We start from the raw sequence: 24,506 nt of genomic DNA on the forward strand, positions 1-24,506 counted from the left end.
ATTTGGCTGGAGAATGCCATCTTCTCGGTGCTGACCACCACCGGCGCACCCGGCACCGGTCTTCGACGACTTTCTGGTCGTCTGATCCAGTCGGGCCATGCCGGAAAACGAGGCTTGTAGCAACCGTTCACCTCGCCCCTGCCGCGGCCGCATAGTCCGCAAAAGCCTTGACGAAGCCGCGCAGACGCTCGCTTGTCTGTTCGTCGGTCAATCGGCCCTGCTCGAAGAGCGGTTCTGCCTTGGGCAGCATGAAGCGCTTGCCCGACCAGAGATCGGCACCGAGCGTTCGCATGACCGGGAGCCAGGCGTTTTGGCTAAGGATCGTGCCGAAATTGCCCGGAGACGCGCCGGCAAGTGCGAACGGCCGGCCACCGAACACCTTGCGAATGTCGGCAGGCGGGCGGCTCAGCCAGTCGATGGCGTTCTTGAACACACCGGGGATCGAATTGTTGTATTCCGGCGTGAAAAGGATCACCCCGGCCGCCGCCATGACCTTCCGTTTCAGGTCTTCGGCTGCCGCCGGCACACCGCTTTCGGCCTCGATATCGCCGTCGTAGAGCGGAATGCCGTGCAAGGTTGCCGTCTCGAACTCGACACCGTCGGGCGCTAGGCTCTGGGCGGCGTTCAAGAGCGCCGTATTGAACGATGCCTTCCGCAGGCTGCCCGATATGCCGAGAATCTTCGTCATGGCCTCTCCACTTCCGCAAGACGACAGCGTGCCGCACTTCCGTTAGAACTAGAGGCGCAAAAGCAAAAGGAAAGTCGCAATCCTTTGCCGGCCCTTCCTGGGTTCCGCACGGTCCCGATCTCAGACAGAAAAGAGGAGCGATCAGGCGCCTTTCAGGTCACGGAGATAGGTATTTTCCGCCCGGGAAATGGCAAAGGCCCGCGGATCGATCTCGGCGAATAACAAGGATTCATTGGCGGAATCGGCTCTCGTGAGAATCTGCCCATCCGGCGAAGCGATGCGCGACGAACCGGCAAAGGAGAACATCGCGTCGGAACCGCAATGGTTGACGTATGCGACGAAGACTTGGTTCTCGAAGGCACGGGTTTGGATCATATGTTCGGTGATGAAGGTGCCCGACCAGCCCGCTGGCAGGGCTGTCGGAACAAGCACGGCCTCGGCGCCTGCAAGCGCCAGCCGGCGGACATTTTCCGGAAACTCGACATCGTAGCAGATCAGCATGCCGCAGGTAACGGCCCCATGCTCGAAGAGCCGGGTCGAAGGCTCCGCCGCCGTGAAGAGCGCGCGCTCATAGTCCCCATAGAGATGCGACTTCCGATAGACTATCGGCGCCTCGTCACCGTCGACGCAGGCCGCACTGTTATAGACGGCGTCGCCGTCCCGCTCCGCAAAACCGGCGATAATCGCGATGCCGGTGGCGCGGGAAATCCTTTGCAATTGCACTACGATCGAACTGTCCGCTGGCTGCGCAAGCTCTGCGATGAGGGCGCCGGCACCATAGCCCGTGATGCTGAGTTCGGGTGTCACCATCAAGGTCGCCCCCTTACCCGCGGCCTCTGCCGCCGCGCCCTCGATCCGTGCGAGATTGGCGGCAATGTCGCCGCCGACGCTTCTCATCTGAAGACCCGCAAGCTTCATCACTTTCCATCCGATGCCATGGCGCCGAGCAGCTTCGGCAAATCGCCGAAACGCGCCACGAGACCGAAGATCACCGCCGCCGTCGCGACGAAAAGGACGGTCACCGATGCCATGGTCGGCGTATAGCCATAGCGCAACGCATTGAAGATCTTGATCGGCAGCGTCTCCATCGTAAAGCCGACCGTCATATAGGCAACGATATATTCGTTGAGCGAGAGCACAAAGGCAAAAGCATAGCCCGAAACGATATAGGGCAGAATCAGCGGCAGCACCACGGTGCGGAAAATGGTGCGCTCGTCCGCCCCCATCGTGGCGGCAGCCTCGACCAATGAACGATCGATGGACGTAAAGCCGAGCGAGAGCGTCACGAGCGGCAGGGTAACGAAAAAGATCGCGTGGCTGACGACCGCCGTCCACGGCTGGCCGTAAAAACCCGCGGTCGCCCAGAAGGTGAGCATGCCGAGCGCCGTGATCACCGGCGGCAGCGTGAAGGGCGCAACGCCCAAGAGCTGGAAGATGCTCGCCCAGGGCGCCACCCGCCGCCACAGAAACCAGGCAAGCGGCAGCGCGATCGCGACGGCGAGCGCCGCCGAAAGCAGCGCGAGCGTGACCGAAGCGACGAGCGCATTGCGCCACTCGGGGTTCAGGAAGATTTCCCCGTACCACGACGTCGAAAAGCCTTCCGGGGGAAAAGCGAGCGTCTGCTTCTGGTTGACCGACACGCCAGCGACGACGATCAAGGGAAGCGCGAGGAAGAGCGCTATGACGAAGAAATAGAAGTTGCGGAAGACGGCCGTCATGCTGCCTCTCCTCTTCGTCCGGCGACAACGGTCAACGCCACGAGCCCGAGCGTTACCAACACCAGGAAAACGGCCATGGCCGCGGCAAACGGCATGTTGGATTGGTAGATCGCCTGGTCAGTGATCAGCACTGAGAGCGTCCAGTGCTGAGGACGGCCGAGAAGCTGCGGAAGCAGGTAGGAGCCTAGCGCAAAGATGAAGACCATAATCAGCGTTGCGGTAATGGTGTTTCGAAGCGCCGGCACGACAACGGTGAAAAAAGCCTTGAGCGGCGAGGCGCCGAGGGTGCGGGCGGCTTCCGTCAAGGTCGGGTCGAGACGGACCAGCGCCGGGAAGAGCACGAGCACCGTATAGGGAAATGCCTGATAGACCATCCCGGTCAGCACCGCGGCGAAGCTCGGCGTCAATGCCTTGGCCTCGCTCATGACGCCGAGCGCCACGAGGATATTGGTGATGCCAGCCGTTCGCGAGAAGAGCGTCGACCAGGCAAAGCCGATGATGACCTCGGAGAGTGACAGGACCGAGAGGAGGGCGACCAGCCAGAGGACCTGCACGCTGCGCGCCATGCGCGTCAGGAGATAGGTGAAGGGCAACGCCAGCACGACGCAGCAGACGGCGACGGCGATCGCCAGCATCAGCGAAAAGCCAAGCACACCGCCGAAGAAACCCGAGAGGAACCGGGCGTAATTGTCGAACACGAAGGCTGGCGTGTAGAAGCCGCCCTGCTGGCGCTGGAAGAAGCTGACCGCGATCATCGTGCCGAAGGGCACGACGAAGAAGATGGTGAGCATCCCCGCCGGAAAGAGAAGCGGCGCGTAGTCGCCAAAGGTTTTGGGCGGTTCGCGTCTCATTTGCCGAGCACCACGCAGACGTCAGGGGTGAGCGCGACGCCAACCGGCTGGCCGGCGGAGACCTGCGGCCGGGCCCGCGGCGTCGAGACCGCGACGATCTGGTGGCCGGCGACGTCGATGAAGGTCTCGATGGTGCCGCCGAGATCGCGCACGAATGTGACCGTGCCTGAAAGTGCGCCGGCACCGGGCGCGGTCAGGTGCACATCTTCCGGGCGGATGGAAATCGTCGCCTTGCGCGCGCCGGGAGGCAATTGCAGACCCGCGACCGCCTGGCCGAATACCGTCGCGCGGCCCTGGCCGTCCGCTTCCGCTTCGATGAGGTTCGTCTGGCCGATGAAGTCGGCGACGAAACTGTCCGCGGGGCGGCGATATATCTCGATCGGTGAAGCCGCCTGGCGGATTTCGCCGCCATTCATGACGACGACCGTGTCAGCCATCGTCATCGCCTCGCGCTGGTCGTGAGTGACGACGATCGTGGTAATGCCGAGCTTCTGCTGCAATTGCCGAAGCTCCACCTGCATTGCCTCGCGCAGCTTGGCGTCGAGCGCGGAAAGCGGCTCGTCGAGGAGGAACAGCTTGGGCGAGATCGCCAGCGCCCTGGCAATCGCTACGCGTTGGCGCTGTCCGCCGGAGAGCTTGGAGACCGGCCGGTCGGCATAGCCCGGAAGATGGATCATCGACAGAAGTTCGTCGACGCGCCGCCTCTGTTCCTCCTTCTGAGCCTTGCGGATACGCAGCGGATAGGCGATGTTTTCGCCGACCGTCAGATGCGGAAACAGCGCCAGCGACTGGAACACCATGCCGAGATTGCGCTTGTGTGTCGGCACGCGGGTGATGTCGTCGCCGTCGAGCCTGATGGCCCCCGAACTCGGCAGGTCGAGACCGGCGATCATCCGAAGCAGCGTGGTCTTGCCGCACCCCGATGGGCCGAGCATACAGACGAATGTGCCATGCGGCACGGTCAGGTCGACGTCGTTGACGGCCCGGAAGGCACCGAATTCCTTGACGACATTCTGGAGCTCAAGTCCCGACATATATTCTCCGCCCCGCCAGGCCAGGGCCCGGTCGGGCCCATGGTCGCTGCGGCTGTTCTTTCAAGTTCCGTTCCACAAGCTTATCCTAAGCCGCGAACGATTAGAGGACGTCGATCCCCGATCCCGCAATCGGCGCGGGAGACCGGAAAAGACGGATGCACATCAGCCGACGATGAGCTCCGTCCACTTCTGGTTCAGCCAGTCCGACTTCGTCTGGTAAAGGTCGTAGCGCGGAACGATCGGCTCGATATCCGACGAGACGGCCGCGAATTCCTGCTCCGTCAGGTCCATCGACTCGCGCTTGACCGTCGGTGAGGTGCCGACCTTGCGCGACAGCGTCGCCTGGATCGCAGGCTGGCACATATAGTCGATGAAGATATGCGCCTCCTCTACCTTCTGCGAAGCACGCGACAGCGCCCAGCAGCCGGAATCCTGGATGCCGCCCTCCTTCGGGAATGTGGAACGGACGGGATGGCCTTCTGCGGCCGCAAGTCCGGTGACGTCGTGGTAATATTGCCCCATCGGTATTTCGCCTGATTTCAGCGCCTGCTCGAATTGCGCCTCGTCACGGTACCAGAGCCGCACATTCGGCTTCACCTCGGCGAGCTTATCGAAGGCCTTCAGGATGCCCTCTTCCGTGTCTAGCGCATCGGTACCGCCCATGAAGGTCTTGGCGGTGACTTCGAGCAGGAAGGAGTTCGAGACCAGTGCAAGCAAGCCGAGCTTGTCGGCATTGGCCGGATCCCAGAGGGCCTCCCAAGAGGTCGGCGGCTCGTTGTAGACATTGGTGTTGGTGACCAGCGTGATGTACCACGAGACCGCCCCGACGCCGGCGACACGGCCATCCGGATATTTGTTGATGAAGCGGTCGAGCAGGTTGGAACTGTTCTTGATCCTCGCGATGTCGATCGGTGTCCAGAGCTCGGTCGACTGCCCTTTCAGCATCGCCACCTGCGACATCATCGAAACGTCCGCCGGCGCCTGGCCGGCGCGGGCCGCCTGCTCGAGTTGCACCAGCCAGGCCTCTCCCGTCGGCTCGGCCACCGACTCGATGGCAATACCGGTCGCCTTGGTGAAATCCGGGAAGATGTTCTTGTCGAACGAGTCCTTGAAATAGCCACCATAGACGCCGACCTTCAACGACCGGTCCTGGGCTCTCAGCACCGCCGGCATCGCCAGTGCGGTCGCACCGGCAAGCCCCGCCCCCAGCAGCGTGCGGCGCTTGATGGAATTGATCTTCATCGCCTGTCTCCTTATTCTTTGCGGCTGTCGCCGCGTTCCCTATTGTCGTTGTTGTTGTTTTCTGCTCATGCCGCCGAGGCGACATCATACGCCTTGCAATGCCCGCTGGCGCATCTCCATTGGAGTAGCGCCGTACCAAGGTCAGCCTTCGCCGGCAATCGACGGGCTGAACGCCATCAGGCTCAGGATTTCAAAGAGCACCTGGGCCCCGGCATGGGCGGTGTTCGTCGTCGCGTCGTATTGCGGCGCCACCTCGACGACGTCGCCGCCGACGAGATTGATGCCCTTGAGGCCGCGGATCAGTTCCAGCACTTCGCGGGTCGTGAGGCCGCCCACCTCCGGCGTCCCGGTTCCCGGCGCGAAGGCGGGGTCGAGGCTATCGATGTCGAAGGAAAGATAGGTCGGACCATCGCCGACGATCTCTTTCGCCTTCTCGACGATCGCCGCAATGCCAAGTCCACTGACTTCTTCGGCATGGACCACCGTCATGCCGGACTCGTGGGAAAACTCCCAGAGATATTCGGCCGAGCCGCGGATGCCGATCTGGATCACGCGGGTCGGGTCGAGCACGCCGTCGAGCACCGCGTTGCGGAAAGGGCCGCCGTGATGGAATTTGGTGAGGTCAAAGGCGCCGCCGGTGTCGCAATGTGCGTCGATATGGATCATGCCGACCGGCTGCCGGCTGCCGACGGCCTTGAGAATCGGATGAGTGATCGAATGATCGCCGCCGACCGAAAGCGGCGCGGCACCGCCTTCGACGATCTGGTTGAGGCGCGTCTCGATGTCTTCATGGCTGAGTTCCAGCCGGTAGCGGCTGCGAAAGGGCACGTCGCCGACATCGGCCACCCGAAGGTCGTGCACCGGCGCACAGCCGAGCACATGATTATAGGGGCCGATCCGCTCGATCGCCCGCAGCGCCCGCGGTCCGAAGCGGGAGCCCGGGCGGTTGGTGACGCCGAGATCCATGGGGATACCGAGGATCGCGACCTGAAGGTTGCCGAAATCGGGTTGCTCGGCATCGACCGGCATATAGGGTGCGCTGAGAAAGGTCGGTATGCCGGAATAGGGCGCAAGCCGCGTGCCGCCCTTGGTGAAGATCTTGTCGGCGACCTTGCGGAAGGTCGGATCGAAGAGCTCGCCGCCATGGCTCTCGCCATACTTCGCCTTCAATGCGCTGAGTCTCTTTTCATCCCAGACCATGCGGGCCATCTCCGTATCTCCCGGCTGGGGTACGAGGGATCGCGCGGCATTTCCGCGGTTTCGCCGTTCGGAATCGGCGCGATCATGTTCCCCAGGCTTTTGCCCTTGTTTCAGCCCATTACGGGGCAAAACCTCTGGAAAATCAATTGACATTGTTATAGCATTTCCTGTGAGAAAATCTCACACATTGTCCGGAGCCTCCGCTTGTCGAGCCGCCTGCCCCCGCTGAACCCGCTGCGCGCCTTTGAGGCGACTGCCCGGCGCGGCTCCGTTTCCGCCGCGGCCCGCGAGCTCAACGTCACTCACGGCGCGATCAGTCACCAGATCCGTGCGCTCGAACTGTCCTTCAACACCACTCTTTTCGAACGCGGCGGCAAGCGGCTGAGATTGACGCCGCAAGGCGCGCTCCTGCTCCCTGCCGTCACCCATGCCTTTGCCGAGATCGCCGCCGCGACGGCGGCGATGACGCGCCCCGCGACCAGCGGCGAGCTCCGCATCACCTGCGTGCCGGCGCTCCTGTCCTTTTGGATGATCCCGCGACTGCATCGCTTCACCGAGCAATTTCCCGACGTGGAACTGACATTGATCGCTTCGAACGACGCGGCGAACCTCCACTCCCGCGATGTGGATGTCTGCCTGCTCTACGGCGACGGCAATTGGGGCGACTGCTGGGCCCGGCTCTGGAGCCGACTGGAGCTTTTCCCCGTTGCGAGCCCGACGCTCCTCAACATGCGGCCGCTACGCTCGATCAGGGATCTTCGCGACCATGTGATGCTGCACGGCGACGATGGCCGTGAATGGAACACCTGGCTTGCCGCCGCCGATGCGGCCGACCTTCAACGGGGTCGCCAGCATTTCATGAGCGACGCCCGGCTCTCGACGGAAGGTGCCCTGCACAGCCAGGGCGTGGCGCTCGGCGATACGATCACTGCCGGCAGCCTGATCGCACGGGGCGAACTGATAGCGCCCTTCGACCTGACCGTACCGGCCAATGATGCGTTCTTCGTCGCCTGTCGTAGCGAGGTCCGGGCGGCCCCGATCGTGCGCGTCTTCATCGACTGGCTGTTCGCGGCGCTCGAGAGCGATCCCATGCCGGAACTCCAGATGTCCGCCCGAACCATCATTCGTTCGCGCATCCAAAAGGCGGGCGAGTCCGAAGAGCCGGGAGCGGGTGCAGTTCAACCTGCGCCCTCACGGCGTGCAACCCTCCCGCAGAAGCACAAGGCCCAACCGTAGAGACGGGACGACGAAACCGCCGGCCCGTCCAGCAACAGGAAACGCTCCATGCCGCATTTCAATCCGCTCGTCGAAAGGCTTACGCCGCCGCCGGTTCCATCCGTGCTCGCCTGGGCGAAAGCCTATGACGGGGCAAAGGGTCCCCTGATCGATCTCTCCCAGGCGGTGCCCGGCTATCCCGCCCATTCGGACATGCTGAAATGGCTTGGCGAGGCTGCCGCCTCGCCGGCCTATGCGGGCTATGGCGCGATCGAAGGCGAAGCGGAACTGCGCAAGGCCTATGCCGAGCACGTTGCGGCGCTTTATGGCGCTCCAATCACGGCCGCCAATATTCACATCACATCCGGCTGCAACCAGGCTTTCACCGCGACAGCGATGGCGATTGCCGGCGCCGGCGATACGGTGGTGATGACCAACCCCTATTATTTCAACCAGGAGACGACATTGGCGATGCTCGGCATCAATGTCGAGCTCGTGCCATGCGATGCGGGCGCCGGCTTCCTGCCGGAGATCGAGACCATAGCCTCGGCACTTCGTCCGGGTGTCCGCGCCATGGCGCTCGTGTCGCCCAACAATCCGACCGGTGCCGTCTATCCGCCGGAACTGATTCACCGCATCCACGAAATCTGCCGCGGAAACGGCACCTGGCTAGTCCTCGACGAGACCTACCGCGATTTCCTGCCCGATGCTGCCGCGGCGCCGCATGAGCTCCTCCGGGCGAAAGGTTGGGAGGAGGGTATCATCGGCCTCTACAGCTTCTCGAAGTCCTTCTGCATCCCCGGCCACCGCCTTGGCGCGATCACGGCTGGACCGACGCTGATCGCGCAGGTCACGAAGGTCATGGACAACCTGCAGATCTGCGCCCCACGCGCCGCCCAGGCCGCGGTCGCCCAGGCGCTTCCGGCTCTCGCCGACTGGCGGCTTGGCAATCGCGCGGAGATCGCCGCCCGCGCAAGAGCGCTCGAAACGGTCTTGAGCCGCCTGCCGCAATGGAAGCTGAAGGCCATCGGCGCCTATTTCGCCTATATCCGTCACCCTTTCCCGGACATCGACTCGCGATTCGTCGCCGAGAAGCTGGCCAAGCTTGCCGGCATCCTCTGCCTGCCAGGCGACTATTTCGGCGAAGGTCAGGAAGATTACCTGCGCTTCGCCTTCGCCAACGCGGATGTGCCGACGATCCAGAAGCTCGAAGAACGGCTCTCCGGCTTCGCTCTACCGGGCATCTGAGAACGTGGGGATCTCCGGAACAGGCCGCGTGTCTGGTCAGAGGCCTCAGACGCGTGCAGCCCCTTTGTGCGTCCGAAAGCGGGCGCAGGACAGAGGCTTCCCGCAGGTGGTCAGATCAGGCCGATGATGAGGGCGCAGACGAACGCGAAAGCTGCCAGGACGGCAAGACTGTGAGGCATGACGGCGACCGGCCGGTGCCTGGCCGGGGCGGCGACCTGATAGCGGGATCGGATCATCGCCTTGGTCGCGTTCATTTTCATCCTCTCCGCTGTTTCGAGACAGCAGTTCTCCTATATTCTCGATTGAATTTATAGAGATCAATTTCCCCCGATGGCGCGGAACGTGAAAATTCGTTTCGGCATTCGGCATCGGCAACGTCTTGCTGCAGCGGCGCGCCTCTTTTCAGACGCGCAAAGCGTCGCTGCAACTCTTTCAATCTGCGCATTCGAACGTTCCGAAAGCGGGGCACGAACTTCCGTCCGATGCACTCGTCCCGCCCCCCGGGACATCCAGCGGCGGGCGCAAGATCAGGCATTACCAACCGATGGCGTCCCGGAATGAATACCACCACGAGCCAATCGTCGAATATTGCGCGCGGAACATCCGCCCGCCCGGGAAGGGGTACCAGGGCAGCTTTTCGAAGGCGGCGAAACGGGCGGCGTCGCCATCGATCGCCTCCGCAAGTGTGCGGCCGAAAAGATGGGAGCCGGTAACGCCGTGCCCGCTGTAGCCATGGGCGAAATAGGTGTTGGGGCCGATCCGCCCCATCTGCGGCACGCGGGTGAAGGAAAGCGCGAAATTGCCGCTCCAGGCATAGTCGATCTTCACACCCTTGAGCTGCGGGAAGACCTTTTCGAGATTTGGTTTCAGTTTCGCCGCCACATCGGCCGGATCGGTGCCGCCATAGACCGTGCCCCCGCCGAAAATCATGCGCTTGTCGGCGGAAAGCCGGAAGTAATCGAGGATATAGCGCACGTCCTCCACGCACATGTCACTCGGAATGAGCGATTGGGCCAGCTCTTCCCCGAGGGGCGCGGTCGCCAGCATCTGCGTCGAGACCGGCATGACGCGGGCGGCAAGCTCCGGCACCGCGTCGCCGAGATAGGCATTGCCGCAGAGGACGACAGCGCGGGCGGAGACCTCCCCCTCCTGCGTATAGACGTTCGGCCGGGCCGCCGCGTGGTCGACACGGATCACCGGCGACATTTCGTAGATCGTGCCGCCGAGGCTCTCGAAGGCGCGCGCCTCGCCGAGCACCAAATTGAGCGGGTGCATATGGCCGCCGGTGGTGTCCAGCATGCCGCCGCAATAGGCCTCGGCATTGACGAGCTTCCTGAGCGCCTCGCGGTCGAGCAACTCATGCTCGTCCATGCCGTATTTGCGCCAGAGCGCATGCTTGGCCTCGAGCTCCTTCATATGTGCACTGGTGTAGGCGGCGTAGATGTTGCCAGACTTCAGGTCGCAGTCGATCTGATACGCGTTGACGAGCCGGCGGATGATCCGCCCGCCCTCCTGCACGAGGCCGCCGATGAACCGAGCGGCGCCCTCACCATAACGGCGCCCGATTGTCGACAGGCTGGCATTGAGACCGTTGACGATCTGACCGCCATTGCGTCCCGAGGCGCCCCAGCCGACTTGCGCCCCCTCGACCACTGTCACCTTGTAGCCCTTTTCGGCCAGATGAATGGCCGTCGACAAACCGGTGTACCCGGCACCGACCACGCAGACGTCGGTCTCGATCCGCCCTTCAATCTTGAGGGGCGTGCGGACGACGTTGCGCGAGGCGGCATAGTAGCTCGTCGGATAGGAGCCGTCGCCGGAATAAGAGTTTCTGACCCTCGCCATCGTTGCAGCGTTCCACTTTTGGCAAGACCTGGATACGGCCGGGACTTCGGCGGCAGGAGAAATAACGCAAATCTTGCCTCTTGACCATGCCGCGCTCCGCACTCATAGTGATCAGATGTCAGACCAATTTCAGGAACTGCAATGCCCGAACCGGCCAAAGCGACACTGCTGCCCCTGCCCGCGGTGGACCGGGCGCAGCAGGTGATCGCCGCTCTCGCCGATTACATCCAGCTATCGGGCCTGAAACCGGGCGACCGACTGCCGGCAGAGCGCGAGCTGATGGCCGCACTGGCCGTCGGCCGCTCGACGGTTCGCGAGGTCATCAGCCATTTCCAGGCGCTCGGCGTTGTCGAGGCGCGTAAGGGCAGCGGGACCTATCTGCTGCGGGCAATTTCGGGTGCCACCATTCACATGCCGCTGGCGCTCGACACCGGACACTTGCGCGATGCGCTGCTGCAGACGCTCGAGGTCCGGCGCGGTATCGAGATCGAGGCCGGCATGGTGGCCGCGCGCCGTCGCACAGAGGCGGATCTCGCCAATATCGAAGCGAAGCTCGACGAGATGGAGCGCGCGCATCTCGCCCAGGGCACCTCCGGCCCAGAAGACTTGGCCTTTCACCTCGCGATCTACGACGCCACCCACAACCCCCTGTTCCGGCAATTGCTCGAGCAGATGCGTGAGGCTTTCGAGCGCTTCTGGGAAAAACCCTTCGACCGGCCAGATTTCGCCCGCCGGTCCTTCCCCTTTCACCGCACCCTCTTCAACGCGATCGCGGCGCGGGATCCGGATGCCGCCCGGGAAGAGACGTTGAAAATCCTCGCCATCGTCGAGGAAGACATCAGGGAAATGTCCAAATGAGCGATGGCCTCGATCTCTTCGACAAAGCCTCGCTGATCGCAGCACATGACGAAGGCCATGCTTTCGACGCCGTCGTGCCGCCGATCGTCCAGACCTCGCTCTTCACCTTCAAGGACTATGACGAAATGATCGCCTGCTATCTGGGCGAGCATGTGCGCCCCGTATACTCGCGCGGCCTCAATCCGACGGTGCGGATGTTCGAGGAGATGCTGGCGAAGCTCGAAGGCGCCGAAGATGCGATCGGCTTTGCCAGCGGCATGTCGGCCATCTCCTCCACCGTCCTTTCCTTCGTCGAGCCCGGAGACCGCATCGTCGCGGTCAGGCATGTTTATCCGGATGCGTTCCGCCTGTTCGGCACGCATCTCAGGCGCATGCGGATCGAGGTCACCTATGTCGACGGTCGCGATGAGGAGGCGGTCGCTAGAGCGCTTCCCGGAGCCAAGCTCTTCTACATGGAGAGCCCGACGAGCTGGGTCATGGACACCCACGACGTCGCCGTGCTCGCGGCGCTCGCCAGGGCAAAGGGGATCGTCACCGTCATCGACAACAGCTGGGCGAGCCCGATCTTCCAGCAGCCGATCGCTCTCGGCGTCGATCTCGTCATCCACTCGGCCTCGAAGTACCTAGGCGGCCACAGCGATGTGGTCGCCGGCGTCGTCGCCGGATCGAGCGACCTGGTCGGCCGCATCCGCTCGGAGGCCTATCCCTATCTCGGCGCCAAGCTTTCGCCCTTCGAGGCCTGGCTTCTGATCCGCGGCCTGCGGACGCTGCCGATCCGGATGAAAGCGCATGAGCGCTCGGCGCTCGGCATCGCCCGGCGGCTGCAGGAGCATCCATCGGTCGAGACCGTTTGCCATCCCGGCCTCGGCAATCACCTGCCGCCGGGGCTTTCGGGCACGTCCGGCCTCTTCTCCTTCATCTTTCGTGAGGGCGTCGACCTGCGCCGCTTCGCCGACCATCTGCAGCTCTTCAAGCTCGGCGTATCCTGGGGCGGCCACGAAAGCCTCATCGTGCCGGGAGAAATCGTTCTTGCACAGAAAGCGCAACCCAATTCCGCGGTCGCCTTCGGCATTTCTCCGCGGTCGGTAAGGCTCCATGTCGGCCTGGAGGGAACGGAGGCCCTCTGGAGCGATCTCGAAGCAGCAATCGCCGCTTCGTCAGGTTGACGAGAAACGGATCAGGAAAGGCGCAAGTGGTTTGGCGTCGCCACCTGCTCGCGGAAAATCAGGTCAGCACCTAAGAAAAGGGGAACTGAGGAATGAGGAAACTGATCACAGCCACCCTGCTCGCCACGCTGATGGCCGGCAGCGCCCTTGCCCAGACCAGGCTGAAGCTCGTCGAGGTCATCACCAGCCCCGAGCGCACCGAAACGCTGAAATCGATCGTCGCGAAATTCGAGGCGGCCAACCCCGGCACGACCGTGGAAATCATCTCCCTGCCCTGGGGCGAGGCCTTCCAGAAATTCGCGACCATGGTTTCGGCCGGCGAAGTCCCGGACGTGATGGAAATGCCGGACACTTGGCTGTCGCTCTATGCCAATAACGGAATGCTCGAAAGTCTCGAGCCCTATCTCGCCAAATGGGAACACACTTCGGGGCTCACCGAGCGCGCGTTGGAGCTCGGCCGTGACGTCAACGATACCGCCTACATGCTGCCTTACGGCTTCTATCTCCGGGCGATGTTCTACAACAGGAATCTTCTTGAGGAAGCCGGCGTTGCCGAGCCGCCGAAGACGATGGACGATTTCGTCAAGGCGTCGGAAGCGATCTCCAACCTGCCCGGCAAATCCGGCTACTGCCTGCGCGGCGGCCCAGGCGGGCTCAATGGCTGGGTCATGTTCGGCGCCACCATGGCCGGAGACAACAAGTTCTTCAACGAGGACGGCACTTCGACTATGAACAGCGAGGGCTGGATAAAAGGGCTGACCTGGGTCGTCGATCTCTACAAGAACGGTCTTGCACCGAAAGACAGCGTCAACTGGGGCTTCAACGAGATCGTCGCCGGCTTCTATAGCGGCACCTGCGCCTTCCTCGACCAGGATCCAGATGCGCTGATCGCAATCGCCCAGCGCATGAAGCCCGAAGACTTCGGCGTCACCACCATGCCGAAGGGGCCAAGCGGCAAGGCCTTCACCACCATCGGCTTTGCCGGCTGGTCGATGATGTCGGCGAGCCAGAACAAGGAGCTTGCCTGGAAGCTGATCGAAACACTCGAAGGTCCGGAAGGCAACATCGAGTGGAACAAGCGCACCGGCGCGCTGCCGGTCCATAAATCGGCCGAGAAGGATCCCTTCTACGCAGGCCCGCAGTTCAAGGGCTGGTTCGACGAACTCGCCGACAAGGACGTCGTCCTGACCGTGATGCCGACCTATCTCGAGGAGTTCGCCTATTTCAAGGATTCGCTTGCGATCAAGACCACCCAGGAAGCACTGCTCGGCGACATCACGCCGGAACAGCTCGCCAATCAGTGGGCGGAGTATCTGACCAAGGCGCAGCAGAAATACCTGGAAAGCAAGAAGTAGCGCCGGCGCGGGCGGCGGCTCTGCCGCCGCCCCCCCGCATGACAGCAAAGACAGGCGCCGCGAGGCTGCTGCATGCCTTCGTAAATCGTGCGTGTTTTAAAGACAAAGGCATGCAGCGATCCAAAGTGCTACTGCGACCTTCGCCCGCCTTGAAGGACACGCGGTGCTGTAGGAAAGGGAACTCTGACCGATGGTCTATGCCGCACGCCAAGACGGCCTGCCCGCGATCCGACCACCGCTGATGAAACGCATCGCGGATGCCTCGGCGCCCTATCTCTACAGCGCCCCGGCGCTCATCCTGATCGCCACCGTGATGCTGGTTCCGTTGGCGCTCGGCATCTCCTACGCCTTTCGCGACGTCCAGCTCCTCAATCCCTTTTCAGGCGCCTTTATCGGCCTCGATCACTTCCGCGCGCTCTCTCATGACGAAGCCTTCTTCCGCTCGCTGCGCAACACGTTCTGGTGGACTGGCGCCTCCGTGCTTCTGCAATTCACGTTCGGGCTCATCCTGGCACTGCTGCTCGATAAGCCGTTCCGCGGCCGTGCCCTCGCCCAGGCGCTCGTGTTCCTGCCTTGGGCGGTGCCGAGCTTTCTTGCCGGTCTCAACTGGGCCTGGCTCTTCAACCCAGTCGTCGGCCCGCTGCCACACTGGCTCTACGCGGCCGGGCTCATGAGCGAGCCGGGCAATATCCTCTCCGATCCCCACCTTGCCCTGTGGGGCCCGATCATCGCCAACATCTGGTGGGGCATTCCTTTCTTCGCAATCACCCTTTTGGCGGCGCTGCAGGCGATCCCGCGCGATCTCTACGAGGCGGCAAGCATCGACGGGGCCGGCGCCGCCCAGCGCTTCCTTTCGATCACGCTCCCCTTCCTCGCTCCGACCATCGCGATCACCATACTGCTGCGCACCGTCTGGATCTCCAACTTCGCCGATCTCATCATCGTGATGACCAATGGCGGGCCAGCCGATCGGACGCAGATCGTCGCCAGCTACATCTTCACCCAGGCCTTCAAGCGGCTCGATTTCGGCTATGCCTCGGCCGTGGCGCTGGTGCTCCTGGCGCTGCTCCTCGCCTATTCGCTGCTGATCGTGATGCTTAGGCAGTGGCTTCTGAGCAAGGATTGAAACGATGGGCGCCAAGCCTGCCCTCCTCACCATCGCGCACCGCCTGGCGATCCTCGCCTATATCGCCTTCGCGCTCTTTCCGCTGTTTTGGCTGCTCAAGGTCGCGGTTACGCCCAACGACCTGCTCTATTCGGAAGGCATCCGGCTCTGGCCGTCGCGCGCGAGCCTCGAACATTTCGAATTCGTACTCCGGCATAGCGCTTTTCCGGTTTTTTTCCGCAATAGCCTGATCGTCTCCGGCTCGACCGCCGTCGTCGTGACGATCCTGGCCTCGCTCTCCGGCTACGCACTCTCGCGGTTCCGTTTCCGTGGCAAATACTGGCTGGTGACGTTGATGCTCCTGACCCAGATGTTCCCCTTGGTGATGCTGGTCGCGCCGATCTTCAAGATCCTGTCGCCGATTGGGCTCACCAACAGCCTGACCGGTCTCGTCATCGTCTACTCGGCCTTCAATGTGCCCTTTGCAACATTCCTGATGCAGTCCTTCTTCGACGGCATTCCCAAGGACCTGGAGGAGGCGGCGATGATCGATGGCGCGACGCAATTCGTCGCATTCCGCCAGATCATCCTGCCGCTGACGCTGCCGGGGATTGCCGCCACCCTCGGCTTCGTCTTCACGGCCGCCTGGAGCGAGCTGCTCTTCTCGCTGATGCTGATCTCCGGCAACGAACAGGCGACGTTTCCGGTCGGGCTCCTCTCTTTCGTCTCGAAGTTCTCGGTCGACTTTGGACAGATGATGGCCGCCGGCGTGCTGGCGCTGATCCCGGCCGGGCTCTTCTTCCTGCTCATTCAACGCTACCTCGTGCAGGGCCTGACGGCCGGCGCGGTCAAAGGCTGAGGGCTAATCCACCATGGCTTCCATCGATATCGCCAGTATCCGGAAATCCTACGGCGCCCATCCGGTGTTGCACGACGTCGACCTGAAAATCCGCGACGGCGAATTTGTCGTGCTCGTCGGCCCCTCCGGTTGCGGCAAGTCCACGCTGCTCAGGATGATCGCCGGGCTTGAAAGCGTCACCGCCGGCGAGATCCGCATCGCCGGCAAACGGGTCAACGAGCTCGCGCCGAAGGATCGCGACATCGCCATGGTGTTCCAGTCCTATGCGCTCTACCCGCACATGTCGGTCGAGAAGAACATGAGCTACAGCCTCAGGCTCCGAAAGACCGCCCGCGAAAGGATTGCGGGGGTCGTTGCGGGCGCCGCCGCGAAGCTCGGGCTCGAGCCGCTGATGGAGCGGCGGCCGCGGGCGCTTTCGGGCGGCCAGCGCCAGCGGGTGGCCATGGGGCGCGCCATCGTGCGCCAGCCGAAGGCCTTCCTCTTCGACGAGCCGCTTTCGAATCTCGATGCGCGGCTGCGCGAGCAGATGCGTGCCGAAATCAAGAAGCTGCACAAGGACCTTGGCGCCACTTCGATCTATGTGACGCATGACCAGATCGAGGCGATGACGCTCGCCGACCGCATCGTCGCGATGAATTCCGGCATCGTCCAGCAGGTCGGAACCCCGCTCGCACTCTACGATCGCCCCGCCAATCTCTTCGTCGCCGGTTTCATGGGGTCGCCCGGCATGAATTTCTTCGAGGGTACCTGCCCCGCCAGCGAGACGCCGCGTTTCGAGACGGTCGACAATGTCGCCATTCCGCTTGGAGCGCCGGCACCGGTCGCGGAAGGCGCCAGCGTCACGCTCGGCATCCGACCGGAGCATGTCGTTCTTGCCGGGCACGGACCGGATGCGCTCTTTGCCCAGGTCGACCTCGTCGAGCCGACCGGCTTCGGTATCATCCTGCATCTATCGCTCGGCCGATCGAGCTTCAAGGCTTTCACCAGCGACCGCTCCTTCCTCACGGCGTCCGGAACGATTCCGGTCCGCTTCCCGGCGCTGGGCCTGCACTTCTTCGATCGCGAAGGACGGCGTGTCTGACCCGCGCCGCCACCCTCCAACAGCGCCGCCCTTCCGGTCGGACGCGCAGAGGCAGCCGTCGCTGAGGTCGACGTGAGGATACATGCGGTCGCTCAAAGTGACGATTGACTTATTCGGGAGGAAGACTAGCTTTTCTTCTATCGCCAGTATCGACCGCCCGGCGCAACGTTTCCGAGAGACTATGGCACGGCCAAAGCCATGAATTGACCGCACTCTTCCTTGGCCCGGCGCCCTGCGAAATGAGGACTCATGATGCGACATCCGATTGCTGCCCTGTCTGTTTCGGTACTCCTGCTCTGCCCGGCCGCCGCCCTTGCGCAAGAGGGCGATGCCGAGGCCGGCGCCACCGTCTTCAAGAAATGCGCGGCTTGCCACGTCGTGGACAAGGACCAGAACAGGGTCGGGCCTTCGCTTCAGCACATCATCGGCAGGACCGCAGGGACGCATGCGAATTTCCGTTACTCGCCGGCCATGGTGAAGGCGGGTGAAGAGGGTCTCGTCTGGGATGATGCGACGTTGCACGAATATCTTCGCGATCCCAAGGCCATGATCAAGGGAACCAAGATGGTGTTCCCCGGTCTCAAGGAAGAGGAAGACGTGAACAACGTGATCGCCTATCTGAAGCAACATTCCGAGTAGGACAACCCCCGGGAGGAGGGAGCACACTTCTAACGGGCGATTTGCCAGTATTTTCCGTTCGTGCAATAATTCCGATCGGAACGCTGCGGATTAAGTATTCGTCTCACGGCCGATCGTGGCGGGGAGGGACAGGAAATGGCCGTGGTAGTAATTCTGGTACTCTTGGCCCTCGGGTCGGTCTTGTTCCATGTGCTGAGTCCTTGGTGGTGGACACCAATCGCCTCTAACTGGAATTACATCGACAATACCATCATCATAACCTTCTGGATCACCGGAATCGCCTTCGTCGCCGTCGTGCTATTCATGGCGTACTGCGTGTTTCGCTTTCGCCACCGGCCCGGCAACACCGCGGACTACGAGCCGGAAAACCGGAGGTTGGAAAGCTGGCTCGCAACGGGCACGACGCTCGGCGTCGCGGCGATGCTGGCGCCGGGCCTGTTCGTCTGGAACCAGTTCGTCACCGTGCCGGAAGGGGCGGCCGAAGTGGAAGTGGTTGGGCAGCAATGGCTTTGGAACTTCCGCCTGCCAGGGGCCGATGGAAAGCTCGGCACGACGGACGCACGCGACGTGACGCCGGAAAACCCGCTCGGTCTCAATCGGAATGACGCCGCAAGCCTCGACGACGTCATCGTCGAAGCCGGCGAGTTGCATCTGCCCATCGGCAAGCCGGTCAAGGTCCTGCTCCGGTCCGTCGACGTGCTGCATGATTTCTACGTTCCGGAGTTCCGCGCCAAGATGGACATGGTCCCGGGTATGATCACCTATTTCTGGTTCACCCCGACGCGGACCGGCACATTCGAGGTCCTCTGCGCCGAGCTCTGCGGCGTTGGTCATCCGCAGATGCGCGGCACCGTCGTCGTCGACACGGAGGACGACTATCAGGCCTGGCTTGCCGAGCAGCAGACCTTTTCGCAATTGACGGCATCGTCCGATGGGGACCCGACGGCAACGGCTGTTGCCGCGGCAGCGGCGCAATCGGAGGCGCCGTGAGGTAACAATTGGGAGGAGATAAGATGGTCGACGTCCGGTCCGGTATTGGCGAGGCGCTGCCGCCTCCCGAAGTCGAGGATGTTGAGCTTTACCATCCGCACAGCTGGTGGACGCGCTACGTGTTCAGCCAGGATGCGAAGATCATCGCCATCCAATATGCGACCACCGCGATCGCCATCGGGATGGTGGCGCTGGTGCTCTCCTGGCTGATGCGCCTGCAGCTCGGTTTTCCCGACACATTCCAGTTGGTGGATGCGGAGGCCTATTATCAGTTCATCACCATGCACGGCATGATCATGGTGATCTATCTGTTGACCGCCCTCTTCCTCGGCGGCTTCGGCAATTATCTCATTCCGCTGATGGTCGGCGCGCGCGACATGGTGTTCCCTTACGCCAACATGCTGAGCTACTGGATCTATCTGCTCGCCGTGCTCGTCCTCGTCGCGAGCTTTTTCGCGCCCGGCGGGCCGACCGGCGCCGGCTGGACGCTGTATCCGCCGCAGGCAGTGCTTTCCGGCACACCGGGCGGCAGGGACTGGGGCATCATCCTGATGCTCTCCTCGCTGATCATCTTCATCATCGGCTTCACCATGGGCGGCCTCAACTATGTCGTGACCGTACTTCAGGGGCGCGCACGCGGCATGACGCTGATGCGGATGCCGCTCACCGTCTGGGGCATCTTCACGGCGACGGTGATGGCGCTCCTCGCCTTCCCTGCCCTTTTCGTCGCCTGCGTCATGATGCTCTTCGACCGCCTGCTCGGCACCAGCTTCTTCATGCCGGCGATCGTCGAAATGGGCGAACAGTTGCAATATGGCGGCGGCAGCCCAATCCTGTTCCAGCACCTCTTCTGGTTTTTCGGCCATCCCGAGGTCTATATCGTCGCCCTGCCGGCCTTCGGCATCGTTTCCGATCTCATCAGCACGCATGCGCGCAAGAACATCTTCGGCTACCGCATGATGGTCTGGGCGATCGTCATCATCGGCGGCCTCTCCTTCGTCGTCTGGGCGCATCACATGTATGTCAGCGGGATGAACCCCTATTTCGGCTTCTTCTTCGCCACCACAACGCTGATCATCGCGGTGCCGACCGCGATTAAGGTCTACAACTGGGTGCTGACGCTTTGGCGCGGCAATATTCACCTGACCCTGCCGATGCTGTTTGCACTCGCGTTCATCGTCACCTTCGTCAATGGCGGGCTGACCGGCCTATTCCTTGGCAACGTGGTCGTCGACGTTCCGCTCTCGGACACGATGTTCGTCGTCGCGCATTTCCACATGGTCATGGGGGTGGCGCCGATCCTCGTCATTTTCGGCGCTATCTACCATTGGTACCCGAAGATGACCGGGCGCATGCTCGATGAGACGCTCGGTCAGATCCACTTCTGGATCACCTTCATCGGCGCCTATGGAATTTTCTTCCCGATGCATTATCTGGGTCTCATCGGCGTGCCGCGGCGCTATCATGAGCTTGGCGAGACCGCTTTCGTGCCGGACTCCGTTCATAATCTCAATGCCTTCATCAGCATCATGGCGCTGATCGTCGGCGCTGCGCAGATCGTCTTCCTTTTCAACCTCGTCTGGAGCCTGCGCCACGGCCGGGAGGCGGGTGGCAATCCCTGGCGGGCGACGACGCTCGAATGGCAGACACCCGAGACGCCGCCGTCCCACGGCAACTGGGGCAAGGAACTGCCGGTTGTGTATCGCTGGGCCTATGACTACAGCGTCCCCGGCGCGCCGGAGGATTTCATCCCGCAGAACCATCCGGCCCCCAGCCGCGTCAGCCATGAGGCCGTTTCATGAGCATCATGCTGATATTCCTGACGGCAATCGCCGCTATCGTCGTCTGGTGGCTCGCCCAGCAGCGATTGGCGTCGAAACCCTGGCTCGAGGTCGGGCACGCTCACGACCCTCGCCGCGCTGCCCCCCTGCCGGCGGCCAAGGTCGGATTGGGCGTCTTCCTCGCCGTCGTCGGTTCCTTATTTGCCCTCTCCTTCAGCGCCTATTTCATGCGCATGGCCTCGTCCGACTGGGGTGCACTGCCGCTGCCGGGCTTCCTCTGGGTCAATACTGCAATCCTGGCGCTCGCCAGCGCCGCCTTGCACTGGACGAAGCTCAGGGCGGAGAGCCGGCATGGCGAGAAGGCACGAACCGGACTGCTCGTCGCGTTGGCGGCGGGACTTGCCTTTCTCGTCGGTCAGCTCTTCGCCTGGCGGGCACTGTCCAATGCCGGCTATCTCCTTGCCGGTAACCCCGCCAACAGCTTCTTCTATATGCTGACCGGCCTGCACGGCTTGCATATTCTTGGCGGGCTCGCCGCGCTCGGGCGCGTCACAATGCATGCCTCGGATGCCGGATTTGACCGCAGGACGCGGCTCTCGATCGAGCTCTGCGCCATCTACTGGCATTTCATGCTGGCGGTCTGGCTGGTTCTTTTCGCCCTGCTCTCCGGCTGGGCGACCGAGGTCGTCGTATTCTGCCGACAATTGCTGACCTAGGAGCCGCACAAATGTCCGCCCCGTTGAAGCCTCCCGCAGCAGAAACGTACCAACACCCGGCCGGTCTGGCGGGCTTCGCCGCCGATTGGGCGTCGGATCAGCGCGCGTTCAAGAACGTCTCCTGGGGAAAGGCCATGATGTGGATCTTTCTCCTGAGCGACACCTTCATCTTCGGTTGTTTCTTGCTCGCCTACATGGCAGCGCGGATGTCGACCACCGTTGCCTGGCCGAATCCGAGCGAGGTTTTCGCTCTCGAGATCGCTGGAACTCACATGCCGCTGATCCTGATCGCCATCATGACCTTCGTGCTGATCTCCTCGAGCGGCACCATGGCGATGGCGGTCAATTACGGCTATCGCCGCGACCGGCGCAAGACCGCGGCGCTGATGCTGGTCACCGCCCTCTTCGGCGCCACCTTCGTGGGCATGCAAGCCTTCGAGTGGTCGAAGCTGATCGCCGAGGGCGTGCGGCCCTGGGGCAATCCATGGGGCGCCGCACAATTCGGCTCGTCCTTCTTCATGATCACCGGCTTTCACGGCACCCACGTCACTTTCGGTGTGATCTTTCTGCTGATCGTCGCCCGCAAGGTTTGGCGTGGCGACTTCGACACGGAACGGCGCGGCTTCTTTACGAGCCGCAAGGGCCGTTACGAGATCGTCGAAATCACCGGCCTTTACTGGCACTTCGTCGATCTCGTCTGGGTCTTCATCTTCGCGTTCTTCTATCTGTGGTGAGGAGAGCTATCATGGCCCACGCAGAGGCACATGCGGAACAACAACAGCACCCGATCAAACTCTATCTCCTCGTCTGGGGTCTGCTGTTCGTCCTCAGCGCCTTCTCCTACCTGGTCGACTATTTCGGCCTGCAGGGATTTCTACGCTGGTCGCTGATCCTGATTTTCATGATGCTGAAGGCCGGGCTCATCGTCGCTGTATTCATGCATATGGCGTGGGAGCGCCTCGCCCTCATCTATGCGATCCTTCTTCCACCACTGCTGGTGCTCGTCTTCGTGACGCTGATGGTGTCGGAATCGAACTACATCCTCTTCACCCGCCTCGCCTTCTTCGGTCCCGGGCCTTAGCGCATCGGCCCGAAAATCGTACCCGATTTTCGGAAAGCTCGATGCGCAGATTCAAAGCGTTACAGCGACCTTTGCGCGTCTGAAAAGACGCGCGGCGCTGTAGAGGGATCTCGATCCCGACACGACAAGCTACCGAAACGACGTCCGAACGCCGAAACGCAAAAATCCCCGCTGTTTTGGCGGGGATGATGGGAGTGTGTGCTGTTGATCTGGTTGCGGGGGCAGGATTTGAACCTGCGGCCTTCAGGTTATGAGCCTGACGAGCTACCGGGCTGCTCCACCCCGCGTTATGCTTGTCCGGGTTTTCTTGCCCGGTTGTTTGTCTGTTTGCCCGTCTTCGGCCGTTCGGCCTGCGGGCGTTCGGGGCTGCTCCACCCCGCGTTATGGTTCGAATGGTTTGTTTCGCCGTTTTGTCGGCGTGTGAGAGAAGATGTTTTTTGTTTTCGCCGCTGCCTTGTCCTTCACGGCTTTGCCGTGAAGGGGAGCGGCGTTTTTCTTGCGCTTTGCAGACCTGGCAGCGACCTACTCTCCCGCGTCTTGAGACGAAGTACCATCGGCGCTGGGGCGTTTCACGGCCGTGTTCGGAATGGGAACGGGTGCAGCCACCCCGCCAGAACCACCAGGTCGGCAAAGCGCAAGCTTTTGCGCCCTAAGGGCGCAAATTGATTTCGAGAAGCTGGTGAAGCGATTGCTTCGTTTTTTTGAACACGTCTTCGACGGCGCTTGGGGCACTCATCGGAGCTTTAGCTCCGCAAGGCCAAAGGCCGTCGCGCCTTTTGGCGCGCCCTCCCGGAGGCATCCGCGACAGCGGATCGCCGTGAGGGCTAAAAGCTCATCTTCGATGAGCATGAGCAATGGGAACGATCAAGCCGATCGAACGATTAGTACCGGTAAGCTTCATGCGTTGCCGCACTTCCACACCCGGCCTATCAACGTGGTCGTCTTCCACGGTTCTCGAGGGAATACTCGTTTTCAGGTGGGTTTCCCGCTTAGATGCCTTCAGCGGTTATCCCTTCCATATATAGCTACCCTGCTATGCCCTTGGCAGGACAACAGGTCCACCAGAGATATGTCCATCCCGGTCCTCTCGTACTAGGGACAGATCCTGTCAATATTCCTACACCCACGGCAGATAGGGACCGAACTGTCTCACGACGTTCTGAACCCAGCTCACGTACCGCTTTAATTGGCGAACAGCCAAACCCTTGGGACCTGCTCCAGCCCCAGGATGCGATGAGCCGACATCGAGGTGCCAAACAACCCCGTCGATATGGACTCTTGGGGGTCATCAGCCTGTTATCCCCGGCGTACCTTTTATCCGTTGAGCGATGGCCCTTCCACGCGGGACCACCGGATCACTATGACCGACTTTCGTCTCTGCTCGACTTGTCAGTCTCGCAGTCAGGCGGGCTTATGCCATTGCACTCGACGAGCGATTTCCGACCGCTCTGAGCCCACCATCGCGCGCCTCCGTTACTCTTTCGGAGGCGACCGCCCCAGTCAAACTACCCACCATACACTGTCCCGGATCCGGATGACGGACCGCGGTTAGACATCCATGACGATAAGGGTGGTATTTCAAGGATGGCTCCACGAGAACTGGCGTCCCCGCTTCAAAGCCTACCACCTATCCTACACATGCCGACACGAATGCCAGTGTAAAGCTATAGTAAAGGTGCACGGGGTCTTTCCGTCTGACCGCAGGAACCCCGCATCTTCACGGGGAATTCAATTTCACTGAGTCTATGTTGGAGACAGCGGGGAAGTCGTTACGCCATTCGTGCAGGTCGGAACTTACCCGACAAGGAATTTCGCTACCTTAGGACCGTTATAG

General features: G+C 62.1%; 23 protein-coding genes, 1 tRNA gene and 2 rRNA genes (1 of these 26 only partly in view). 14 read left to right on the forward strand and 12 right to left on the reverse strand.

Annotation, left to right across the window (positions count from 1 at the left end; translation table 11 throughout):
- Positions 1 to 127: 127 nt before the first annotated feature.
- From AC4P1R_RS11920 to speB, 7 genes are all read right to left on the reverse strand, one after another.
- Positions 128 to 688 (reverse strand): NADPH-dependent FMN reductase, encoded by a 561-nt coding sequence (locus AC4P1R_RS11920; protein ID WP_069458179.1) that lies wholly within the window; start codon positions 686 to 688, stop codon positions 128 to 130.
- A 141-nt stretch (positions 689 to 829) separates the two neighbouring features.
- A complete protein-coding gene (locus tag AC4P1R_RS11925; RefSeq protein WP_492177007.1) occupies positions 830 to 1,609 on the reverse strand; it encodes a carbon-nitrogen hydrolase family protein in 780 nt (259 codons plus the stop codon).
- On the reverse strand, positions 1,606 to 2,406 hold the full coding sequence (locus AC4P1R_RS11930; RefSeq protein ID WP_069458181.1) for an ABC transporter permease: 801 nt from the start codon (positions 2,404 to 2,406) through the stop codon (positions 1,606 to 1,608). Before AC4P1R_RS11930 ends, AC4P1R_RS11925 begins: the two co-directional genes overlap by 4 nt.
- Positions 2,403 to 3,257, reverse strand: coding sequence for an ABC transporter permease (locus tag AC4P1R_RS11935; RefSeq protein WP_069458182.1), 855 nt, complete (start codon positions 3,255 to 3,257; stop codon positions 2,403 to 2,405). The genes AC4P1R_RS11930 and AC4P1R_RS11935 overlap by 4 nt, the downstream gene beginning before the upstream one ends.
- Positions 3,254 to 4,291, reverse strand: a complete 1,038-nt coding sequence (locus tag AC4P1R_RS11940) for an ABC transporter ATP-binding protein (protein ID WP_069458183.1) — start codon at positions 4,289 to 4,291, stop codon at positions 3,254 to 3,256. Before AC4P1R_RS11940 ends, AC4P1R_RS11935 begins: the two co-directional genes overlap by 4 nt.
- 162 nt (positions 4,292 to 4,453) lie before the next feature.
- On the reverse strand, positions 4,454 to 5,533 hold the full coding sequence (locus AC4P1R_RS11945) for an ABC transporter substrate-binding protein (protein ID WP_492177008.1): 1,080 nt from the start codon (positions 5,531 to 5,533) through the stop codon (positions 4,454 to 4,456).
- A 141-nt stretch (positions 5,534 to 5,674) separates the two neighbouring features.
- Complete coding sequence (gene speB / locus AC4P1R_RS11950; RefSeq protein ID WP_492177744.1) at positions 5,675 to 6,733, reverse strand: agmatinase; 1,059 nt, start codon at positions 6,731 to 6,733, stop codon at positions 5,675 to 5,677.
- Between the two features lie 204 nt (positions 6,734 to 6,937).
- Here speB and AC4P1R_RS11955 point away from each other — a divergent pair, with 204 nt between their 5' ends.
- Together AC4P1R_RS11955 and AC4P1R_RS11960 are read left to right on the forward strand one after the other, a co-directional pair.
- Positions 6,938 to 7,969: a LysR substrate-binding domain-containing protein gene (locus AC4P1R_RS11955; protein WP_069458185.1), complete on the forward strand. Its 1,032-nt coding sequence runs from the start codon at positions 6,938 to 6,940 to the stop codon at positions 7,967 to 7,969.
- Positions 7,970 to 8,017: 48 nt separating this feature from the next.
- Positions 8,018 to 9,196, forward strand: a complete 1,179-nt coding sequence (locus AC4P1R_RS11960; RefSeq protein ID WP_492177009.1) for an aminotransferase — start codon at positions 8,018 to 8,020, stop codon at positions 9,194 to 9,196.
- Between the two features lie 110 nt (positions 9,197 to 9,306).
- Here the strand turns inward: AC4P1R_RS11960 and AC4P1R_RS11965 are convergent, their stop codons facing one another.
- Positions 9,307 to 9,450: a hypothetical protein gene (locus AC4P1R_RS11965; RefSeq protein ID WP_165614710.1), complete on the reverse strand. Its 144-nt coding sequence runs from the start codon at positions 9,448 to 9,450 to the stop codon at positions 9,307 to 9,309.
- A gap of 280 nt (positions 9,451 to 9,730) precedes the next feature.
- Positions 9,731 to 11,041 (reverse strand): NAD(P)/FAD-dependent oxidoreductase, encoded by a 1,311-nt coding sequence (locus AC4P1R_RS11970; protein WP_492177010.1) that lies wholly within the window; start codon positions 11,039 to 11,041, stop codon positions 9,731 to 9,733.
- A 141-nt stretch (positions 11,042 to 11,182) separates the two neighbouring features.
- Here AC4P1R_RS11970 and AC4P1R_RS11975 point away from each other — a divergent pair, with 141 nt between their 5' ends.
- The 12 genes from AC4P1R_RS11975 (at position 11,183) to AC4P1R_RS12030 (ending at position 22,672) form a co-directional block, all read left to right on the forward strand.
- Positions 11,183 to 11,899, forward strand: coding sequence for a FadR/GntR family transcriptional regulator (locus AC4P1R_RS11975; protein ID WP_492177011.1), 717 nt, complete (start codon positions 11,183 to 11,185; stop codon positions 11,897 to 11,899).
- The gene (locus tag AC4P1R_RS11980; RefSeq protein ID WP_069458189.1) at positions 11,896 to 13,065 is read left to right on the forward strand and encodes a PLP-dependent transferase; all 1,170 of its coding nucleotides are present in this window, start codon (positions 11,896 to 11,898) and stop codon (positions 13,063 to 13,065) included. The genes AC4P1R_RS11975 and AC4P1R_RS11980 overlap by 4 nt, the downstream gene beginning before the upstream one ends.
- Positions 13,066 to 13,157: 92 nt before the next feature.
- A complete protein-coding gene (locus AC4P1R_RS11985; RefSeq protein ID WP_069458190.1) occupies positions 13,158 to 14,420 on the forward strand; it encodes an ABC transporter substrate-binding protein in 1,263 nt (420 codons plus the stop codon).
- Positions 14,421 to 14,610: 190 nt separating this feature from the next.
- Complete coding sequence (locus tag AC4P1R_RS11990) at positions 14,611 to 15,546, forward strand: carbohydrate ABC transporter permease (RefSeq protein WP_069458191.1); 936 nt, start codon at positions 14,611 to 14,613, stop codon at positions 15,544 to 15,546.
- Positions 15,547 to 15,550: 4 nt separating this feature from the next.
- Positions 15,551 to 16,384, forward strand: a complete 834-nt coding sequence (locus AC4P1R_RS11995; RefSeq protein ID WP_069458192.1) for a carbohydrate ABC transporter permease — start codon at positions 15,551 to 15,553, stop codon at positions 16,382 to 16,384.
- Between the two features lie 13 nt (positions 16,385 to 16,397).
- Positions 16,398 to 17,465: an ABC transporter ATP-binding protein gene (locus tag AC4P1R_RS12000; RefSeq protein WP_492177012.1), complete on the forward strand. Its 1,068-nt coding sequence runs from the start codon at positions 16,398 to 16,400 to the stop codon at positions 17,463 to 17,465.
- A gap of 252 nt (positions 17,466 to 17,717) precedes the next feature.
- A complete protein-coding gene (locus AC4P1R_RS12005; RefSeq protein WP_069458220.1) occupies positions 17,718 to 18,104 on the forward strand; it encodes a c-type cytochrome in 387 nt (128 codons plus the stop codon).
- 135 nt (positions 18,105 to 18,239) lie between these two features.
- Positions 18,240 to 19,094, forward strand: coding sequence for a cytochrome c oxidase subunit II (locus AC4P1R_RS12010; RefSeq protein WP_069458194.1), 855 nt, complete (start codon positions 18,240 to 18,242; stop codon positions 19,092 to 19,094).
- A 23-nt stretch (positions 19,095 to 19,117) separates the two neighbouring features.
- A complete protein-coding gene (ctaD, locus tag AC4P1R_RS12015; protein WP_492177013.1) occupies positions 19,118 to 20,896 on the forward strand; it encodes a cytochrome c oxidase subunit I in 1,779 nt (592 codons plus the stop codon).
- The gene (locus AC4P1R_RS12020; protein ID WP_492177014.1) at positions 20,893 to 21,591 is read left to right on the forward strand and encodes a cytochrome c oxidase subunit 3; all 699 of its coding nucleotides are present in this window, start codon (positions 20,893 to 20,895) and stop codon (positions 21,589 to 21,591) included. Before ctaD ends, AC4P1R_RS12020 begins: the two co-directional genes overlap by 4 nt.
- An 11-nt stretch (positions 21,592 to 21,602) precedes the next feature.
- A complete protein-coding gene (locus tag AC4P1R_RS12025) occupies positions 21,603 to 22,325 on the forward strand; it encodes a heme-copper oxidase subunit III family protein (RefSeq protein WP_492177015.1) in 723 nt (240 codons plus the stop codon).
- An 11-nt stretch (positions 22,326 to 22,336) separates the two neighbouring features.
- A complete protein-coding gene (locus AC4P1R_RS12030) occupies positions 22,337 to 22,672 on the forward strand; it encodes a cytochrome C oxidase subunit IV family protein (RefSeq protein ID WP_492177016.1) in 336 nt (111 codons plus the stop codon).
- A 210-nt stretch (positions 22,673 to 22,882) separates the two neighbouring features.
- Here AC4P1R_RS12030 and AC4P1R_RS12035 read toward each other — a convergent pair.
- The 3 genes from AC4P1R_RS12035 to AC4P1R_RS12045 all read right to left on the reverse strand — a co-directional run.
- Positions 22,883 to 22,959 (reverse strand) — tRNA-Met (locus AC4P1R_RS12035).
- A gap of 222 nt (positions 22,960 to 23,181) precedes the next feature.
- A 5S ribosomal RNA gene (gene rrf, locus AC4P1R_RS12040) occupies positions 23,182 to 23,296 on the reverse strand.
- Between the two features lie 236 nt (positions 23,297 to 23,532).
- Positions 23,533 to 24,506, reverse strand: a 23S ribosomal RNA gene (locus tag AC4P1R_RS12045); it runs 1,823 nt beyond the window's last position.

Source organism: Sinorhizobium sp. Y406 (assembly GCF_058732025.1).

Coding starts and splice junctions, on each gene's coding strand:
- AC4P1R_RS11920 (WP_069458179.1), bottom strand. CDS start 688: ATGACGAAGATTCTCGGCATATCGGGCAGCCTGCGGAAGGCATCGTTC.
- AC4P1R_RS11930 (WP_069458181.1), bottom strand. CDS start 2,406: ATGACGGCCGTCTTCCGCAACTTCTATTTCTTCGTCATAGCGCTCTTC.
- AC4P1R_RS11935 (WP_069458182.1), bottom strand. CDS start 3,257: ATGAGACGCGAACCGCCCAAAACCTTTGGCGACTACGCGCCGCTTCTC.
- AC4P1R_RS11940 (WP_069458183.1), bottom strand. CDS start 4,291: ATGTCGGGACTTGAGCTCCAGAATGTCGTCAAGGAATTCGGTGCCTTC.
- AC4P1R_RS11945 (WP_492177008.1), bottom strand. CDS start 5,533: ATGAAGATCAATTCCATCAAGCGCCGCACGCTGCTGGGGGCGGGGCTT.
- speB (WP_492177744.1), bottom strand. CDS start 6,733: ATGGTCTGGGATGAAAAGAGACTCAGCGCATTGAAGGCGAAGTATGGC.
- AC4P1R_RS11960 (WP_492177009.1), top strand. CDS start 8,018: ATGCCGCATTTCAATCCGCTCGTCGAAAGGCTTACGCCGCCGCCGGTT.
- AC4P1R_RS11965 (WP_165614710.1), bottom strand. CDS start 9,450: ATGAACGCGACCAAGGCGATGATCCGATCCCGCTATCAGGTCGCCGCC.
- AC4P1R_RS11970 (WP_492177010.1), bottom strand. CDS start 11,041: ATGGCGAGGGTCAGAAACTCTTATTCCGGCGACGGCTCCTATCCGACG.
- AC4P1R_RS11975 (WP_492177011.1), top strand. CDS start 11,183: ATGCCCGAACCGGCCAAAGCGACACTGCTGCCCCTGCCCGCGGTGGAC.
- AC4P1R_RS11980 (WP_069458189.1), top strand. CDS start 11,896: ATGAGCGATGGCCTCGATCTCTTCGACAAAGCCTCGCTGATCGCAGCA.
- AC4P1R_RS11985 (WP_069458190.1), top strand. CDS start 13,158: ATGAGGAAACTGATCACAGCCACCCTGCTCGCCACGCTGATGGCCGGC.
- AC4P1R_RS11990 (WP_069458191.1), top strand. CDS start 14,611: ATGGTCTATGCCGCACGCCAAGACGGCCTGCCCGCGATCCGACCACCG.
- AC4P1R_RS11995 (WP_069458192.1), top strand. CDS start 15,551: ATGGGCGCCAAGCCTGCCCTCCTCACCATCGCGCACCGCCTGGCGATC.
- AC4P1R_RS12000 (WP_492177012.1), top strand. CDS start 16,398: ATGGCTTCCATCGATATCGCCAGTATCCGGAAATCCTACGGCGCCCAT.
- AC4P1R_RS12005 (WP_069458220.1), top strand. CDS start 17,718: ATGCGACATCCGATTGCTGCCCTGTCTGTTTCGGTACTCCTGCTCTGC.
- AC4P1R_RS12010 (WP_069458194.1), top strand. CDS start 18,240: ATGGCCGTGGTAGTAATTCTGGTACTCTTGGCCCTCGGGTCGGTCTTG.
- ctaD (WP_492177013.1), top strand. CDS start 19,118: ATGGTCGACGTCCGGTCCGGTATTGGCGAGGCGCTGCCGCCTCCCGAA.
- AC4P1R_RS12020 (WP_492177014.1), top strand. CDS start 20,893: ATGAGCATCATGCTGATATTCCTGACGGCAATCGCCGCTATCGTCGTC.
- AC4P1R_RS12025 (WP_492177015.1), top strand. CDS start 21,603: ATGTCCGCCCCGTTGAAGCCTCCCGCAGCAGAAACGTACCAACACCCG.
- AC4P1R_RS12030 (WP_492177016.1), top strand. CDS start 22,337: ATGGCCCACGCAGAGGCACATGCGGAACAACAACAGCACCCGATCAAA.